We start from the raw sequence: 15,218 nt of genomic DNA, 5'->3' as shown, positions 1-15,218 counted from the left end.
CCATGCTCCTCTATAATACCGTATTACGATGCAGATATTATTGGTATTGACCTGCCAATTGCTGTTCTGCAATTGTTACCAGACGCTTCGTGATGTATCCACCGATCGAACCGTTCTCGTAAGAAGTCATGTTACCTTGGTATCCGTCTTGTGGGATGCTGATTCCGAGTTCTTGAGCAACTTCGTATTTCAGTTGTTCCAGGGCTGCGGAAGCTTTAGTTACCACCAAGTTGTTGGAGTTACCGTTGCTTTGTGCCATTGCTGTTCACCTCCTCGCGGTTGGTAAAAGTATTATGTGTCGTAGATACCATTTTCATTACAAAATGCTTACAGGGAACTTATGGAAAAAAGTCAAACATGGGAAGTGACCAAAAAATGAAATGTCCTTATTGTGCTTTTATGGGCACCAAGGTGCTTGATTCCCGTCCGGCCAATGAAGCAAAATCCATTCGTCGCCGTCGGGAATGCGAGCAATGTAGCCGCCGATTTACCACTTTTGAGATGGTGGAAGAAACACCGCTGATTGTTATTAAGAAAGATGGAAGCCGAGAAGAGTTCAGTCGGGATAAAATACTCCGCGGACTTATTCGCGCATGTGAGAAACGTCCAGTCTCGGTGGAGACACTTGAGATGATGGTTTCTGAAGTAGAGAAGTCTTTGCGTAATACCGCTGATGCGGAAGTGGAAAGTCGCCAGATTGGTGAGTTATTGATGGAACAGCTCTTTCCGGTGGATGAAGTGGCATATGTTCGCTTTGCTTCGGTGTACCGTCAATTCAAAGACATCAATATGTTCATGAAAGAATTGAAATCATTGCTGTCCAAGGAAGACCTGGAGGATTAGATTCCTGGGGCAAAGGGAGAAGAGCAAGCTGGGGTTACGATAAGTCATCATGATTGTGTTCCAGGTAGGAAGATTGTTCTTCTCCAGATCCTTTGGGTAGCTTTGTGGGAGCAGAAAAAGATATTGACAGTAAAACACGTATTGAATATGATAAAGGGGTCGCCTGCGGAATGTTGCAGTGGTGGACGAGTTATCATTGTATATCTTGGGGCCTTAGCTCAGCTGGGAGAGCGCATCGCTGGCAGCGATGAGGTCAGGGGTTCGATCCCCCTAGGCTCCATAACTAAAGAACCCGCTAAACACAAGGATTTTCGAGTGTTTGGCGGGTTTTTGCTATGTTAAATTGCAGTTTTTAGATGTAAGAAATTCAGTGCAGACGAAAAATTTAAAGGTGGTGCTTCTATAACTAAAGGAAGCCTCTATTTTCACACTCGTGTGCAGCTCCCAGCACTCGGTGCCGCACTTCATGGCAAGGTTGGTCACCTTGGTTAAATATAGTAGAACCTATATAAGGGTTCTGTTATGATGATGGAAGGTTTATATGCTTATATCACAGAAGTAACTAAATATGACAGTAAAGGAGTGAGCTTTTCTTTAGGAACATCTTGCTGGAGAGATACATAGTTAAAGCTAGAGGAACATTCATTTTTTAGATCAAAGACTTCTTGCAACAATAGCTACTAAGAGAATGGGGAATAACAGAGATGAAACGAAATGTATTGCGATGCGCTGCTGTGATGATGATGTGGGTTGTAATATTCATGCTCACGCCTAATCTGACATCAGCAGCGGGACTTCATTTTCCTGAACGGGATGAGGTCAAGCGAACATGGAATCAACTGCAGGACATGAACGTTGGATTAAAGACTTATGATATCGAACCTTCCTTTAAAGCACCATATGAGATCGGAAAAGTAAATCAGACGATGCTTGAACAAGCCTTGTTAGCTACGAATCTTGTTCGTGCGTTGGCGGGATTGCCAAGTGATGTGCAGTTGAATAACGAATTGAATGAGTTGGCACAGCATGGTGCGGTCTTACTGGCTGCTACCGATAAGCTGTCTCACTATCCTGAGAAGCCAGCAGATATGACAGATGAATTTTATAACAAAGGCTATGAATCCACTAAAAGTAGTAACCTGTCAAGCGGAAGAGATAACTTAAGTAGAAATGTATTAGACGGTTATATGCCAGACACAGGCAGGAATGCAGATCGAGTAGGACATCGCCGTTGGGTGCTCAATCCTTCTTTGCAGAAGGTGGGTTTTGGTATCGCTGGTGGATATGGTTCAATGCAGGTGTTTGACAAGTCCCGTGCAGAGGCAGTGAATTATGATTACATCGCATGGCCGGCAGCAGATTTCCCGCAGCAGTTATTTGGCGGTTCTCACCCATGGTCTGTGACGTTGAATCCCGACAAGTATGAGAAGCCTTCTTTGCAGAATGTAAAGGTACAAGTAACTGATCTACAAAGCCAGAAAAAATGGGCGTTAGATAGTACAAATAACGATCTAAACAAGGATCTATACTTGAATGTGCAGTTAAGTGGGTTCGGCGTGTCTAACGCTATTATTTTCCGTCTGGACGGAATAGAGGAGTACACAGGGAAATACCAAGTTGACATTAGTGGCTTGCGAACAGTGGGTGGACAGGCTACCGAGTTATCTTATACGGTAGACTTTTATGATTTGTCCCAGCACTTCTATCCGGGCGAGATGGAGAAATGGAACCTGCAGTTTTCTGTTGAGAAAGGTTGGTCATATGAGACACGTACGGGAACGAATTATTTTGATGAAGTGAATCGTCCTTATATTGAAAAAGGGAGCACGCTCGTTCCACTAAGGCTTGTAAGTGAGTCACTAGGACTCGACGTCGAGTGGGATCCAGCAGATCGAGTCATTCGGATCTCAGATGATAAGAAGGAAATTGTTTTGAAGACGGGTAGCCAGCAAGTCCGGGTCAATGGTGTAGAAACGACAGTTTCCGTAGCTCCAACAGTCGTTCGGGGTGTAACCTTTGTGCCACTGCGATTTGTTTCTGAACAGTTGGGTCTGTCCGTTGATTTTGAAGAGAGTAGCAAGTTAGTCCGAATTGAGCGGGAGTACGTGCACTAAGTCGCTCTTTTAATTGTGGCAGTTTTTTGATCAGACTGTACTAATTGTTATGAGAAGCGGGATTCCCAGCTATATGCTGAGATTCACCGCTTCTCATTTTTATAAAGAGAGATGACCAACCGCTTATAATAGCGTTATTCCGTATGTGCTACTGCTCTGATCTCGACTAATTGTTCGGGGTAAGCTAGGTAGGTAACACCAATAAGGCTACCCGCAGGACGATGGTGTTCCCCTAGGTACTCTTTAAACAGCTCAATAACTTGCCCTCCATGTTCCTGTGCGTTGGTTAGGTATACCTCAACATAAGCGAGATTGTTTTTCGTAATGCCGAACTGGGATAATACGTGATCTAGATTTTCTAGCGTTTGACGCGTCTGGGTTTCAATGTTACCAGCACCAACGAATTCACCTACTGCATTATGGGAAAATTGACCCGAAATGTAGAGGGTGCCGTTTACACGATATCCTTGTGATATACCGTGATCCCAGAGATTGTGATTATACGTTTGAACTGCATTCATATGATTCTCTCCTTTACTTCAAAGTAAGGCTAAGTATAAACTTGGGACATAGAATAGGATAGTACGCACTTTAAAGATAGGTACTATCTGAAAGGGTAGTGTGAAATTATGGGAATATCCGATCTGAACGGCGGAGATACAAATATTGCAGATACACCGTTTGGTTATACCATGTCCGTAATCGGAGGGAAGTGGAAAATGATTATCCTCTATCTCTTAGCGGAAAAACAAACGGTTCGCTTTAATGAAATGAAAAGGCAGCTTGGAGTAATTACGTTTAAGACCCTAAGCTCCCAGCTCAAGGAGTTGGAGGCCGATGGGATGGTTCAGCGGAAGGAGTACCCTCAAGTGCCGCCTAAAGTAGAGTATAGCCTCACGGACAAGGCTAAGACATTGTTGCCTGTGTTGGAACAGCTATGTGATTGGGGAGTTAAGAACCGCAGTTAGCACGAACGTGGAATTTTTGAGAGGTATAGGAGAAGCATCCCACAATGATAGAGCGCATCGCTGCCAGCATGAGATAGGAAGTTCTACCAAATTTAAATCAGAACTCATTCCTGAGCTCCGCCATAAGAGCACCGTCACATCATGTGATGGTGTTTTTTAAGTTTAATTATATCTCTGCCAAGAGAGGCTAAAAGCTAAAAGACTCCGTTTGAAGAGTTTACATTGAGCACCGTAACTTGTACGAAATATAATGATTATAACTTCGTTGTAAACGCTTTAATTTGGCGTAGACAAAGGTGAACGCGAATGATATATTGTTTCTACAAGAAACAATAATATTTGTAATGAATATGAAATTCGAAGGTCAAGTGCATCAGAAAAACACAATTATGGGTACACATATGCTAAGGATTTAATCAATTTATTTTCCATTTAGTGTTTGAGTGTAACCAGAAGGATGGGATGAATATGAGCACGATTGAGACAACGATTCAATCATTTGACGGAACACAGCTTTATTTTAGTAAAAATGTTGTCAGGGATGCGAAAGCAGCGGTCGTTATCGTTCATGGATTATGCGAGCATGCTGGGCGCTATGATTATGTGACAGAGCAACTGAATAAACGTGGTGTTAGTGTTTATCGGTTTGACCACCGGGGTCATGCCAGATCAGATGGACAGCGTACGTTTTATAGTGATTTTCATCATATTATTGATGATGTTAATGTCATTGTTGAAGAAGCATTACAAGGGAGCGGCGATACCCCGCTATTTGTGATTGGACATAGCATGGGCGGCTTTGCAACCTCTGCGTTTGGGACGAAATACCCTGGCAAGGTTCAAGGTATTGTACTTTCAGGAGCACTCACGCGTTACAATACGGAGGTTGCCGGAGAGCTGCCGCTGGATCTTCCACTTGGCACGTATTTTCCGAATGAGCTTGGAAGTGGCGTATGTAGTGATCCGGAGGTTGTATCCGCATACAATAATGACCCGCTTGTTGAGAAGCAGATTTCTGTGGATCTGTTCAATAGCCTAGGGTATGGAGTAGCGTGGCTGAAAGAACATGCGAAGCAATTTGTTGATCCGGTACTTGTTCTTCATGGAGCAAATGACGGACTGGTGAGTGAACAGGATTCACGTGATTTTTACGGAGATATTGCGTCGACCGACAAAACATTGAAAATTTACGCCAACCTCATGCATGAGATCTTTAATGAGCCTAGTCGTGATGAAGTTATTGAAAAAGTGATAACCTGGATTGAAAAACATATCTAATTTCAGTACATTTAGAGAGAGAATTTGAAAATGAAAGGGATTATCCATGAAATTGGAATGGATGGGCAACCATCGAGCACTCGTTGAGAAGATCATTAGATATGGCAATGCATATTCAAATACCTATAAGTTGCAGCGAAGTTATGGTACAGATGTCATGTTCTCTGCTTCGCAGATTCAAACCTTGGAATATATCCTTGAAGCGGAGGACAAAGAGGAGAAAATGTCTGAAATGGCGTTACGTCTTGGCGTTAGTCGCAGCACTTTCTCGAAGAATGTGAAGAACTTGAAGGAGAAAGGTTTGCTTGAAAAATATCATTTAAGCGGCAATCGCAAAGACATCTATGTTAAACCTTCGACTAAGGGTCGTGAAGTGTATGCTGAGTACACGGAGTTTGTGCGCAAGCTTTGTTTCGATGAGATTTTTCAATATGCCGATAATATTTCAGCGACGGATCAAGCTAATTTTATTCGCATCTTGGATAAATTAGCTGATGTCTTAGTCTGGTATGGTGAGAAGGAACAAGAGCCGCGCAAGCTCGTTAAGATTGATCCGGTCGACGAATAAACAATATACCTACCGAGGATAGTTAGTCATGAAATCTTATAAGGAATTTTCCTAGAGCTGCAATTAGCTCACAGGAAGATTCTTTTTTTATGTAAAGGGAAGAAAATAACGCTCTTATGCCCGTAATCATTGCATGTGCCCATTCCCTCCGCGAATGTCCTTCATACAGTATAGGGTGCTAACGTGGAGTGGCAATTAACAATAGGTCAATGGGGAGTGGCGTATATTGAAATCATCAACAAAGCTTACTGGACGGGTTATTTATAAAGGAGATCCAGGATATGAGGCGGCACGCAAAAATTGGGATCCTCATACGGACAGGAAACCTAAAGTATTCGTCTTTGCCCAACAAACGAAAGATGTATCCAATGCCATCAAATGGGCTCGTGAAAACAACGTACCGATCAGACCACGGAGTGGAAGGCATGCACTTGAAGTCAATCTATCACAGGTTAACGGTGGCATTGTCATCGATGTTAGTGAACTGAATACCATTAAGTTGGATTCCAAAAAGGGAACGGTCGTTGTAGGCACAGGAAACAGAGTAGGGAGAATCGCCCATACGCTGGCGAAAAAAGGCTTCATTGCTCCCTTTGGTGACAGTCCAACGGTCGGTATTGGGGGAATTACTTTAGGTGGGGGAATTGGACCACTCCAACGTACCATTGGATTAATTAGCGATAACTTGCTCGAACTCGAAATGGTAGACGCTAATGGAAAAGTAATTCGTGCAAGCCGAAATTGCAACGCAGATCTCTTTTGGGCATCTCAGGGAGGCGGCGGAGGGAACTTCGGCGTATACACCAAATATAAATTCAAAGTACGTCGAGCACCTGCAAAGGCTACAGTATATCGGATAACTTGGCCTTGGGCTCAATGGGAAAACGTGCTCAAAGCTTGGCAAAAGTGGGCTCCATCCGTGGATACGAGACTCGGCAGTGAGTTGTCCATTGGCCCTAAAAGGGGTGGGAATGTGAGTATGGAGGGGTTATTTCTCGGCTCCAAAACAGAAGCTCTTCGCCTATTAAGGCCTCTTACCAGTGTCGGTACACCGACTCAAACGATTATACGCTCGGTGCCTTATCCCGATGCAGTAACCTTCTTGTTGCCTCCAGATCCGGTACTTACTCAAAGGTATAGTAACCAGTTCTCTTCCGGTTTCGGCAAACGTGCATTTCCAGACCAAGCGATCAAGTCGATGCGTAGATTTTTGGAAAATGTAGAAGGGGAGTTTGCCGGGTTCTTTTTCCTCAACTGGGGTGGTGCAGTAAGTCGTAAATCACCTAAGTCTACAGCTTTTTTCTGGCGCAAAGCAAAATTCTATGTTGAATGGAACAGCTCGTGGACGAAACCATCCCAAGCCGCTAAAAATATTGCAATCGTGCGTAATACACGCCAAAAATTGCAGCCATACATTGTAGGTTCATATATTAACGTGCCAGACCAAGGTATTAAGCATTCTGGGCCAGTATATTACGGTGCTAACTACGCCAGATTACGCAGAGTCAAAGCCAAATATGATCCCAAAAATGTGTTCAACAATCCGCAAAGCATCACACCGGCTCGTCCGATCAGATAGGTATCAGGAACATAAAAAAGCCACATGAAATCATCTTACGATGAACTTCATGTGGCTTTAATGTTCTATACATATCGCATAGTCAGGTATGCTAATTGACGATATTAATTCGTTTTAACGGCTTCGCCAGCAAATACTTCAACGTTCATAGGTGCAGCCATGAATGCTGCAGCTTGTTGAACAAAAGCTTGGAAATGTGCACTTGCGTTATGAGAAGCAGTAGCTGCTTCATCTTTCCACAGTTCAACCATTGTATATTTTTGGTCTTGCTCAGTATGTTTCAACAATTCATAGCTGATGTTGCCTTCTTCTTGGCGTGTTGCAGCGACCAATTCTTTTGTTGCAGCAAGGAAAGCTTGTTCTTGATCCGGTTTAATTTGCAGATGAGCGTGAATGATAATCATAGTAGTTTACCTCCGGTATTTTGAATTATGAAGTGTAAGAATTAGAATCTGTGGTGACCAAGTGCTAATATTATGCCCAAGTTGTGATTGTATCAACAGGAAGACGATAAGAAGGGTGACCTTCTTTCGCGGATTTACCGATGGAGATCAGCATTACTGGTTGATAACGATCTTTGTCCATCCCGAATGTTTCTGCAATTTGATCTTTCTCATAACCACCAATAGGGTTGGTGTCATAACCATGTGCACGAGCAGCCAGCATCAATTGCATGGAAGCAAGACCCGCATCAATCAAGTTAACGTCACGCAGATCTGCTGCAGGCATGTTATCATAATAAGGTTTAACAAATTTAACTTGTTGATCTTTGACATCCTGTGGCATGAAACCATGCTCTACAGCTTTGCTGAAGATTTCTTCCAGGTATTCAACATTGTTCATGTCGATAAATATACCAATGACAGCCGCAGAAGTCAGTACTTGATTTTGGTTGAATTTAGCCAAAGGAGCAAGTTTTTCTTTGCCTTCTTGTGTGTCTACAACCAGAAAACGCCATGGCTGCATATTAACAGAAGAAGGTGCACGTGAAGCTTCTGCCAGAATCTCTGTCATTTCTTCACGACTGATTTTAACTTCAGGATCGTAAAGTTTAACGGAGCGACGGCCGTAAGTAATTTCGTTAAAATCATTTGTTTTTTGGAATTTGCTTTCAATTGTACTCATGGATAGTTCTCTCCTCTATATATAGGTTAAAAGTTGTTTTGCATACGTTCCAAGTAATCAGCGAGTGCCAGTACTTCTTCTTCGCTAAAATCTTGTAGGATCTGGTTAATAAAATTGGTTTTCTCTGTCTTATAGCCTTCAATCTGCTTACGACCATGATCTGTCAGACGAACAAACGTTACCCGGTTATCATCGGGGTTCTTACGTCTGGTCACCATCTGATCTGCCTCAAGTTGTTTTAAGTGACGTGTGATAGCAGCACTATCGATATTGATAATTTTCTGAAGCATGGACTGGTTGATCTCATCAACCTGATCTAGCTCATGCAAAATTTCAAAACGAGAGGAACTGATACCTGTACAGCGTTCGAACTTGGGACTAATTTTGTTGCCTAGTACATTCAGCAGATTGATGATCTGTTCTTCCTTGGAAACCATACGTGTCATGACTAGACCTCCCGGGTGAATCTGAATCATGAACAACGGCGTATGTTAACAAATAATTAAAGTTGCCAGTATACAATGCCATTGCCTAATGATTACTACATCGGCTGCTGTCGATCATTGATGGATCAATATTTGAGGCATCAATCATTGACGGCTCAACTAATATATCATGCCTTTTATGAATTTGCAACAGGTCTCAAAAAGATGGAAATTGTAATTTACGCAGCAGATACATCTAGGTGGATGTAGTTTATCCGTTTGAAGGCAAACATATTGGCTGTAATTCATTGAGAATTATTATCATTTAAACTATAATATAAGAAACTCTTCATACATGAATAAAACACATTAGACTGGTTTCCTTATCGTTAAGGTTTAATGTATAGAGCTGCTCCCGGACAGAGGAGGATAGTACAACAATGAATTTAAATGATCACATCCTTCTATGGAATCATGTTTTTATCAAAATATTAGATGTTCGCAAAAATGCTCTAGAACCTGGCGAGAAGTTAAGCCATTATCAATTGCCTGCGAGTGCTTACTTATATATGATTGACGGAACTGCACGGGTAAGAATGGATCAACATTGTTATATCATCGATGGTTTCCATGTCGTTCATGGGGGCAAGCTTGCCGATCTAGAGATAGAGACCGATTCCGGTGTTGCTTATTATATGATTTTGTACAAAGCAATTTTGACATTGCCCTGTCGGATGGAGATCCAACAACTGATGGAATATGAACGTCCATTCCAGAATCAGTTCGGCATGATTCCAGCCAACCCGCTGGATATGTATCAATGTATAGAAGCACTTTACTGGGAGTGGGAACAGCCTACCAAGCTGGCTAAACTGCATGCCAAAGTGTTGTTCCAGCAGTGGGTCTACTCTCTATTGGAGGATTTACACAACCAGTCTATACAGCCTTTCAAGCCGGATTTGGTTACAAGAGCTGTGGAATACATGAACACACATATGCAAGAACCCCTTGGATTGGACAAGATGGGGGAGGAATTGGACTGTAGTGTAGGGCACTTGTCTAGACTGTTTAAACAAAAGTTAAATGTCAGCCCAATTCAATATCTGGCACAGAGACGTGTGGAGAGAGCTGCATATCTAATGACGCATACCGATGCGACGTTGCAACTGATCGCAGAGCAGGTTGGTTATCCAGATGCCCATTCACTGAGCCGGAGCTTCAAGAAGATCGAAGGACTTTCACCTGTTCAATACAAAAAGAAACAGCGTATGAATGGAGCCAAGCAAGCAATCCCATTTCAAAAAAAGCATGATTTGCCCCATTTGATGCAAGAAAATGCCCTTCAACCTCTATATTCTCTCCTATATAATGATATTGATTATCAATATCAGAAGAATGTTGGAGGGGAATTATTTATGCAAGGAAAATTTAAAATGACGGCATTGTCGATGCTGCTATGTTTCACACTATTGCTCGCAGCTTGTTCTAGTCCTGTACCGTCGGCAAGCAATACACAACCAGCAACGACTACGCCTACAGCACAATCCAGTAATCAGGCAACGACGGACGGGAATTCAGCTACACCTGTAGAGACGCGGACAGTGTCTACGTTGCGGGGCGATGTTGTGATTCCAGCTAATCCACAGCGTGTAGCCTCAGATCAATATATGGGATACTTGCTGAAGCTCGGAATTATACCTGTCGGTGTGAGAACATTTATGCTGAACGAATCGTGGATTGAGAAGTCTGGTATCTCCGAGGATCTTATCGCAGGCATTGAAGATTTGGGCGGGGAATTCCCGATGAATCTAGAGAAGTTGGTTTCACTTGAGCCAGATCTTATTATTGGTTCTATTGACAAAAATATTGAGGATTACGAGAAAATTGCAACGACCGTCTTTTTACCTTATTGGGAAGGGGAGACAACTTCAGGGCCGCTGGAGAAGCTGCGCCGAATCGCTAGTGTGTTTGGAAAAGAGAAGGAAGCGGAGCAGTGGATTACAACGTATCAAGCAGAAGTGGAAGAAGCGAAGAAGCAAATCGACGGAATCATTAAAGAAGGTGAGACCGTATCCATTGTACAGGTGGGGAATAAAGCGCTATATGTTATGGCGGCCGAAGGTGGGAATTACGGTAGCTCTACCATCTATGATATGTTGAAGCTTCCCCCTACTCAGCAAGCGTTAGACATGAAGGAAGGATTCGTGAATATTTCTCTTGAGGTACTGCCCGAGTATATTGGAGATCATGTCTTTATATATGGTTCACAGGATGAAGGGGCTAACGAAGTGTTGAATAGTGAGGTGTGGAAACACCTTCCTGCTGTGCAGAAAGGCCAGGTCTATGCGTATGGTTCCTTCGGAGACAAAGGGGACGAATTCGTGATGGAAGATCCATTCTCACTGGAATTGCAGCTAGATACAATCAAGAATCTGTTACTGAATGCCAAAAAGTAGATTGTTATTTATGGATTAGTGGGTTTGATCCAAACAGGAAAGGAAGTCAGCATGAAAGAAATAGATTGGATAAAACGACTGGAGCAGCTGTATTTCTCTGCTGTGCATGTCCGTCAATACTCCAGCAATCCGGGAGAAATTCAGCGAAGAACCTGGAATAGATTTTCCATATGTAGAGTTATCGCTGGAAAGGGAACTCTTATGATCAATGACGTTGTACATACAGTGTCACAAGAGGAATGGTTCCTGTTAAAGCCTGGCATGCATGTGGAGCTCCAGACGTATACGGAGGCACCCATCCGATATCAGATCATTTTATTTTCGTGTGTGGCACTTACTCGCAGTCAGCATAATTGGCGTGCGTCGACGTTTGATTTTCCTGTTACTGGCAAGCTTCACATGTCTTCGAATACACGAGATATTCATGAGCTTATGAATGAACTGGTAAGTGGCAAACGTCCTACAGAGAGTCCAGTAAACTTACGTAGGAAGCATCTCGTGCACCAGTTATTGATACAACTAATGAATCAGGTGAAGCAAGCAGCTCCACCTGTAGCTGGTATGGATCTGGCTCTTGAATACATGAAAAATCATTATACAAAAGATGTTCGAATCGAGCAGATGGCTCAAATGGCGGGACTTAGCCTGAATCATTTTACAAGAACGTTCAAACGGCAACTCCATATGACGCCAATGGAATATATATTGAAACAACGCATGGCCAAAGCCAAACAATTGCTGTTCTCCTCCGATAAGATTAAAGCGATCGCAGAGCAGGTCGGCTATAAGGACGAGCATTATTTCAGCAGGATGTTCAAGAAGAAGGAAGGCATTGCTCCAACCCTGTATATGAAAAAGAAAGTAAATCGTATCGCTACCACGTATTACGGGTTGGATGATTACGTCATTACGCTTGGTCTGACGCCGGTATCCGCTCTATCCTATGATCAGAGAGTGGCACATCCAGTTGCTATTCCTATGCTCCAAGCACATCGTCATCAGGGGATTATGTTGAACAGCTTCGATGAGAGTTACGACAAGCTGCGAAGGTTGCAACCAGATTTAATCATTACGAGTGACCGACTAGAGCCTAATGAAGCACTGCATCACATTGCCCCTACGACTATGCTGGAACACAGTAATCATTTTGATGAAAGGCTTTTGTACATGGCGGACATTATGGGACGTACTGAACAGGCTGAACGGTGGATTGAAGAGCATGCAGGTCTAAGTCAGCTTCTACGAGGCCGCCTTCAATCGAGGTGGGGGAAGCAGCGTGTGATGTTTCTTCGGGTGACCTCGACGTTTTACCGAATGTATGGACGGAATAGCCAGACAGGGGCGTTACTGTACGATGATCTGGGGTTTCATTTGCCATACCAATTTCCGGAGAAGCAATGGGCTGTTGAAATGCAATTCAATGCTATACGCTTATATGAGGCAGATCATATTTTTGTCATGGTCGATCCGACAGCTGAGGCTAGGGCTCAACTGCGTCAGTTGCAGAGTTCGGCAGAATGGCTGGCATTGAAGGCGGTTCAAGAGGGTCATGTATACAATGCAGAGGATATTTTCTTCAAAACGCTAGGGCCTACAGGTCGCATATGGGCTATGAAATATGTAGCAGAGCAGCTCGGCATTACTGCATGGTGATATTGTCCAAGCGAAGAGAGTGAAATAATCCATGGTAAGCAAGAACTCTTTTCCCTACTATAGTGATAATGATTATTATTATTAAATAGTAGAGGGGTTTTACTAGAATGTTTAGACAGAGAGCATCATGGATCGTACTGATAACCCTGCTTGTGTTTGTTCTAGCGGCATGCGGGAAAACGTCGGAAGTAGCGGAGACTGCACCTCAGGATCAGAACACACCGGCAGAACAGAGTGGTACCCAGTCGATCGAACATCTTAAAGGAACAGCGGTTATACCACAGAAAATTGATCGTATGGTTGTCTTGTCTGCTGCTTATATTGATCACATGTTGACGATAGGTGAGAAGCCAGCGGGTGTTAATGTAGAAGTGCGTTATGGAGGAGATTACCCTCCTTATCTTGCAGATCAATTGGCTGGAGTTCCGACCGTAGGTTCTGCAGACAGCCCTAACTTAGAAGCTATTCTTCAGATTGATCCAGATGTTATCTTAATTGAGAGCCGAACGGCTGAGAATGCGTATGAGCAGTTGGAGAAAATTGCGCCGACCATCGTTATTGGCACCGAATGGCTCGATTATGCGGACGATACCACCTATTGGACACAGGACTTGTTAACTATTGCAGGGATGTATGACAAGGTCGATCTGGCCAAAACAAAAATCGCTGAAGTGGAACAACAAGCCAACCAGCTTAAAGCAAAAATTGAACAATTGGATGAGAAGAAACTAGCTTATCTACGTGTAAGAGAAAAAACATTACAGATCTATGCGGCAAAAGGACATCCAACCAATACGCTGTTGTATCATGATCTTGGATTTGAACCTACTGGGGTGACACCAGCCGAGCAACGTGAGGATCTGTCTATGGAGAAGATTGCAGATATTGATGCTGATTTTGTAGTACTGGAGGTTGACCCAAACGCTGAGGATTATCTAAATGGCATTAACGAAAGCTCCCTTTGGAAGAGTGTTCCTGCGGTCGTTGCAGATCAGGTCTATACAACAGATTCCTTCTGGTTGTTTAAGGGCTGGGGAGCTATTGGACGTAGCGAGATTATCAACGAAATTGAAGATATGATTCAATAGATGGGACGTTATCCAGGTTCAAATCAAGATTCAGATCCAAAACACTCCGAGCTAGTTGAGGCATTACAGCACTTTTTTGTGACGAAGATTAGAAATTCATGTGAGACTTCCGAGTATTCCGTTACGGTGAAAGATCTGCTTGATGAGGAGCGACGAAAATCGTTTCTACGTGAACAGGCTACACAGCAGGGGCTTGAACTTGGAGGCATGGGAAGTGTTGCTGTTGGCACACTTTTTGCGAAGCGTTATTCGGTATGGGTTATGGCTGTCGTCTCTGCATTCAGTCTGTATGACACCTTACTCCGAATTGAAAACGATGTTGTACGTGTGGAACTGACTGGATCAGGAAGAATGCGTTATGAGAGTCAGTTGGAGCAGTGCTTAGTTGCAAATGCAGATCTTACTAAGCGAAGATCTCAGCTCACCATGCTTAAAGGAAGACTGCAGCTACATCTGGAAACGATCTTTAAGGGTGTAGCTGCTGATACGGGAGCGAGTGAGAAGGTCATGTGGGCACTTATTGCACACAATGTGCAACAGCTGTATGCACAAATGATCCATGATGAAGGCATATGGAAAACGGCTGGACGATTAACACGAATACAAGAGGATCGCAGCGTATGGCTTGCTCCGCAAGGTGATACCGAATCTCCGTTTGCGAGTAAGCTAAAATGTTTCGAGCATCCCAAGTGGCAAGGACAGCCGCTTTTGATACGCCGATATTGTTGTTTGGCCTATCAGGTTGGAAGCGGTAGTCATGCACATGGATACTGCAACAGTTGCCCGAAGTTAGATGCAGAATCCCGATTGCGTAATCTTCTACAATCGTGAGCTAATACATTTGTACCGCATCGTGCGAATCTGTTTCAACTGCTCCATGTTCTCTTCAAAAGTAATACCGAAGGCTCCAGCCAGCCCGAGTTCAAAATCCTTTTTATACTTAAAAGGGGCTTCTGGATATAGCGCAATAATATGAAGATGGTTCCAACCAGGGTAGTCTGGATGATGCGTCCACACCTGTTCAGTCTCCAGTGCGTAGAAGCTGTGACACCATCTTCGTTCATTACAAATAAAGTGCATAGCTGGTCCATTTCGCTTCATCATGATCTCGCGGAATTGTT

At 43.3% G+C, this 15,218-nt stretch carries 16 protein-coding genes and 1 tRNA gene; 11 read left to right on the top strand and 6 right to left on the bottom strand.

All coding sequences use genetic code 11. The features are described from left to right. Positions 1–37 precede the first annotated feature (37 nt). Positions 38–259 carry an alpha/beta-type small acid-soluble spore protein gene (locus ASD24_RS10970; RefSeq protein WP_053783555.1) on the bottom strand — a complete coding sequence of 74 codons (222 nt, stop codon included), beginning with the start codon at positions 257–259 and terminating at the stop codon, positions 38–40. 116 nt (positions 260–375) lie between these two features. Between ASD24_RS10970 and nrdR the strand changes: the two genes are divergently transcribed. The 3 genes from nrdR to ASD24_RS10955 all read left to right on the top strand — a co-directional run bounded on the left by nrdR (position 376) and on the right by ASD24_RS10955 (position 2,957). Beyond that, positions 376–843, top strand: a complete 468-nt coding sequence (nrdR, locus tag ASD24_RS10965) for a transcriptional regulator NrdR (protein WP_056695429.1) — start codon at positions 376–378, stop codon at positions 841–843. A 207-nt stretch (positions 844–1,050) separates the two neighbouring features. Continuing rightward, positions 1,051–1,123: transfer RNA gene (locus ASD24_RS10960), tRNA-Ala, on the top strand. A gap of 424 nt (positions 1,124–1,547) precedes the next feature. Continuing rightward, positions 1,548–2,957, top strand: coding sequence for a stalk domain-containing protein (locus ASD24_RS10955; protein WP_056695427.1), 1,410 nt, complete (start codon positions 1,548–1,550; stop codon positions 2,955–2,957). Positions 2,958–3,091: 134 nt separating this feature from the next. Here ASD24_RS10955 and ASD24_RS10950 read toward each other — a convergent pair whose 3' ends face one another. Further along, on the bottom strand, positions 3,092–3,478 hold the full coding sequence (locus ASD24_RS10950) for a RidA family protein (protein WP_056695426.1): 387 nt from the start codon (positions 3,476–3,478) through the stop codon (positions 3,092–3,094). A 108-nt stretch (positions 3,479–3,586) separates the two neighbouring features. Between ASD24_RS10950 and ASD24_RS10945 the strand changes: the two genes are divergently transcribed. The 4 genes from ASD24_RS10945 to ASD24_RS10930 all read left to right on the top strand — a co-directional run bounded on the left by ASD24_RS10945 (position 3,587) and on the right by ASD24_RS10930 (position 7,350). Further along, positions 3,587–3,925: a winged helix-turn-helix transcriptional regulator gene (locus ASD24_RS10945; protein ID WP_056695424.1), complete on the top strand. Its 339-nt coding sequence runs from the start codon at positions 3,587–3,589 to the stop codon at positions 3,923–3,925. Between the two features lie 468 nt (positions 3,926–4,393). Continuing rightward, on the top strand, positions 4,394–5,203 hold the full coding sequence (locus ASD24_RS10940; protein WP_056695422.1) for an alpha/beta hydrolase: 810 nt from the start codon (positions 4,394–4,396) through the stop codon (positions 5,201–5,203). Between the two features lie 46 nt (positions 5,204–5,249). Then, entirely contained in the window at positions 5,250–5,771 is a 522-nt protein-coding gene (locus ASD24_RS10935; RefSeq protein WP_056695420.1) for a MarR family winged helix-turn-helix transcriptional regulator, read from the top strand. Positions 5,772–5,997: 226 nt separating this feature from the next. Further along, positions 5,998–7,350: an FAD-binding oxidoreductase gene (locus ASD24_RS10930; protein ID WP_056695418.1), complete on the top strand. Its 1,353-nt coding sequence runs from the start codon at positions 5,998–6,000 to the stop codon at positions 7,348–7,350. A gap of 104 nt (positions 7,351–7,454) precedes the next feature. Here ASD24_RS10930 and ASD24_RS10925 read toward each other — a convergent pair whose 3' ends face one another. The 3 genes from ASD24_RS10925 to ASD24_RS10915 form a co-directional block, all read right to left on the bottom strand. After that, positions 7,455–7,754 (bottom strand): putative quinol monooxygenase, encoded by a 300-nt coding sequence (locus ASD24_RS10925; protein ID WP_056695417.1) that lies wholly within the window; start codon positions 7,752–7,754, stop codon positions 7,455–7,457. A gap of 70 nt (positions 7,755–7,824) precedes the next feature. Continuing rightward, entirely contained in the window at positions 7,825–8,475 is a 651-nt protein-coding gene (locus tag ASD24_RS10920) for a nitroreductase family protein (RefSeq protein WP_056695412.1), read from the bottom strand. A 26-nt stretch (positions 8,476–8,501) separates the two neighbouring features. Beyond that, positions 8,502–8,921, bottom strand: a complete 420-nt coding sequence (locus ASD24_RS10915; protein WP_056695410.1) for a MarR family winged helix-turn-helix transcriptional regulator — start codon at positions 8,919–8,921, stop codon at positions 8,502–8,504. Positions 8,922–9,340: 419 nt separating this feature from the next. Between ASD24_RS10915 and ASD24_RS10910 the strand changes: the two genes are divergently transcribed. The 4 genes from ASD24_RS10910 to ASD24_RS10895 all read left to right on the top strand — a co-directional run bounded on the left by ASD24_RS10910 (position 9,341) and on the right by ASD24_RS10895 (position 14,928). Beyond that, positions 9,341–11,356 carry an AraC family transcriptional regulator gene (locus ASD24_RS10910; RefSeq protein WP_056695408.1) on the top strand — a complete coding sequence of 672 codons (2,016 nt, stop codon included), beginning with the start codon at positions 9,341–9,343 and terminating at the stop codon, positions 11,354–11,356. Between the two features lie 51 nt (positions 11,357–11,407). Further along, the gene (locus tag ASD24_RS10905; protein ID WP_056695406.1) at positions 11,408–13,009 is read left to right on the top strand and encodes a helix-turn-helix domain-containing protein; all 1,602 of its coding nucleotides are present in this window, start codon (positions 11,408–11,410) and stop codon (positions 13,007–13,009) included. Positions 13,010–13,116: 107 nt separating this feature from the next. Continuing rightward, the gene (locus ASD24_RS10900; protein ID WP_056695404.1) at positions 13,117–14,097 is read left to right on the top strand and encodes an ABC transporter substrate-binding protein; all 981 of its coding nucleotides are present in this window, start codon (positions 13,117–13,119) and stop codon (positions 14,095–14,097) included. After that, positions 14,098–14,928: a (2Fe-2S)-binding protein gene (locus ASD24_RS10895; RefSeq protein ID WP_056695402.1), complete on the top strand. Its 831-nt coding sequence runs from the start codon at positions 14,098–14,100 to the stop codon at positions 14,926–14,928. It begins immediately after the preceding gene. Here the strand turns inward: ASD24_RS10895 and ASD24_RS10890 are convergent. Further along, positions 14,917–15,201 carry a hypothetical protein gene (locus tag ASD24_RS10890; RefSeq protein ID WP_235540520.1) on the bottom strand — a complete coding sequence of 95 codons (285 nt, stop codon included), beginning with the start codon at positions 15,199–15,201 and terminating at the stop codon, positions 14,917–14,919. The genes ASD24_RS10895 and ASD24_RS10890 overlap by 12 nt on opposite strands. Between the last annotated feature and the right edge of the window lie 17 nt (positions 15,202–15,218).

The organism is Paenibacillus sp. Root52 (assembly GCF_001426865.1).
Classification (GTDB): domain Bacteria; phylum Bacillota; class Bacilli; order Paenibacillales; family Paenibacillaceae; genus Paenibacillus.
The sequence above is the reverse complement of the archived record's forward strand: the minus strand, read 5'-3'. Positions and strand labels throughout refer to the sequence as shown.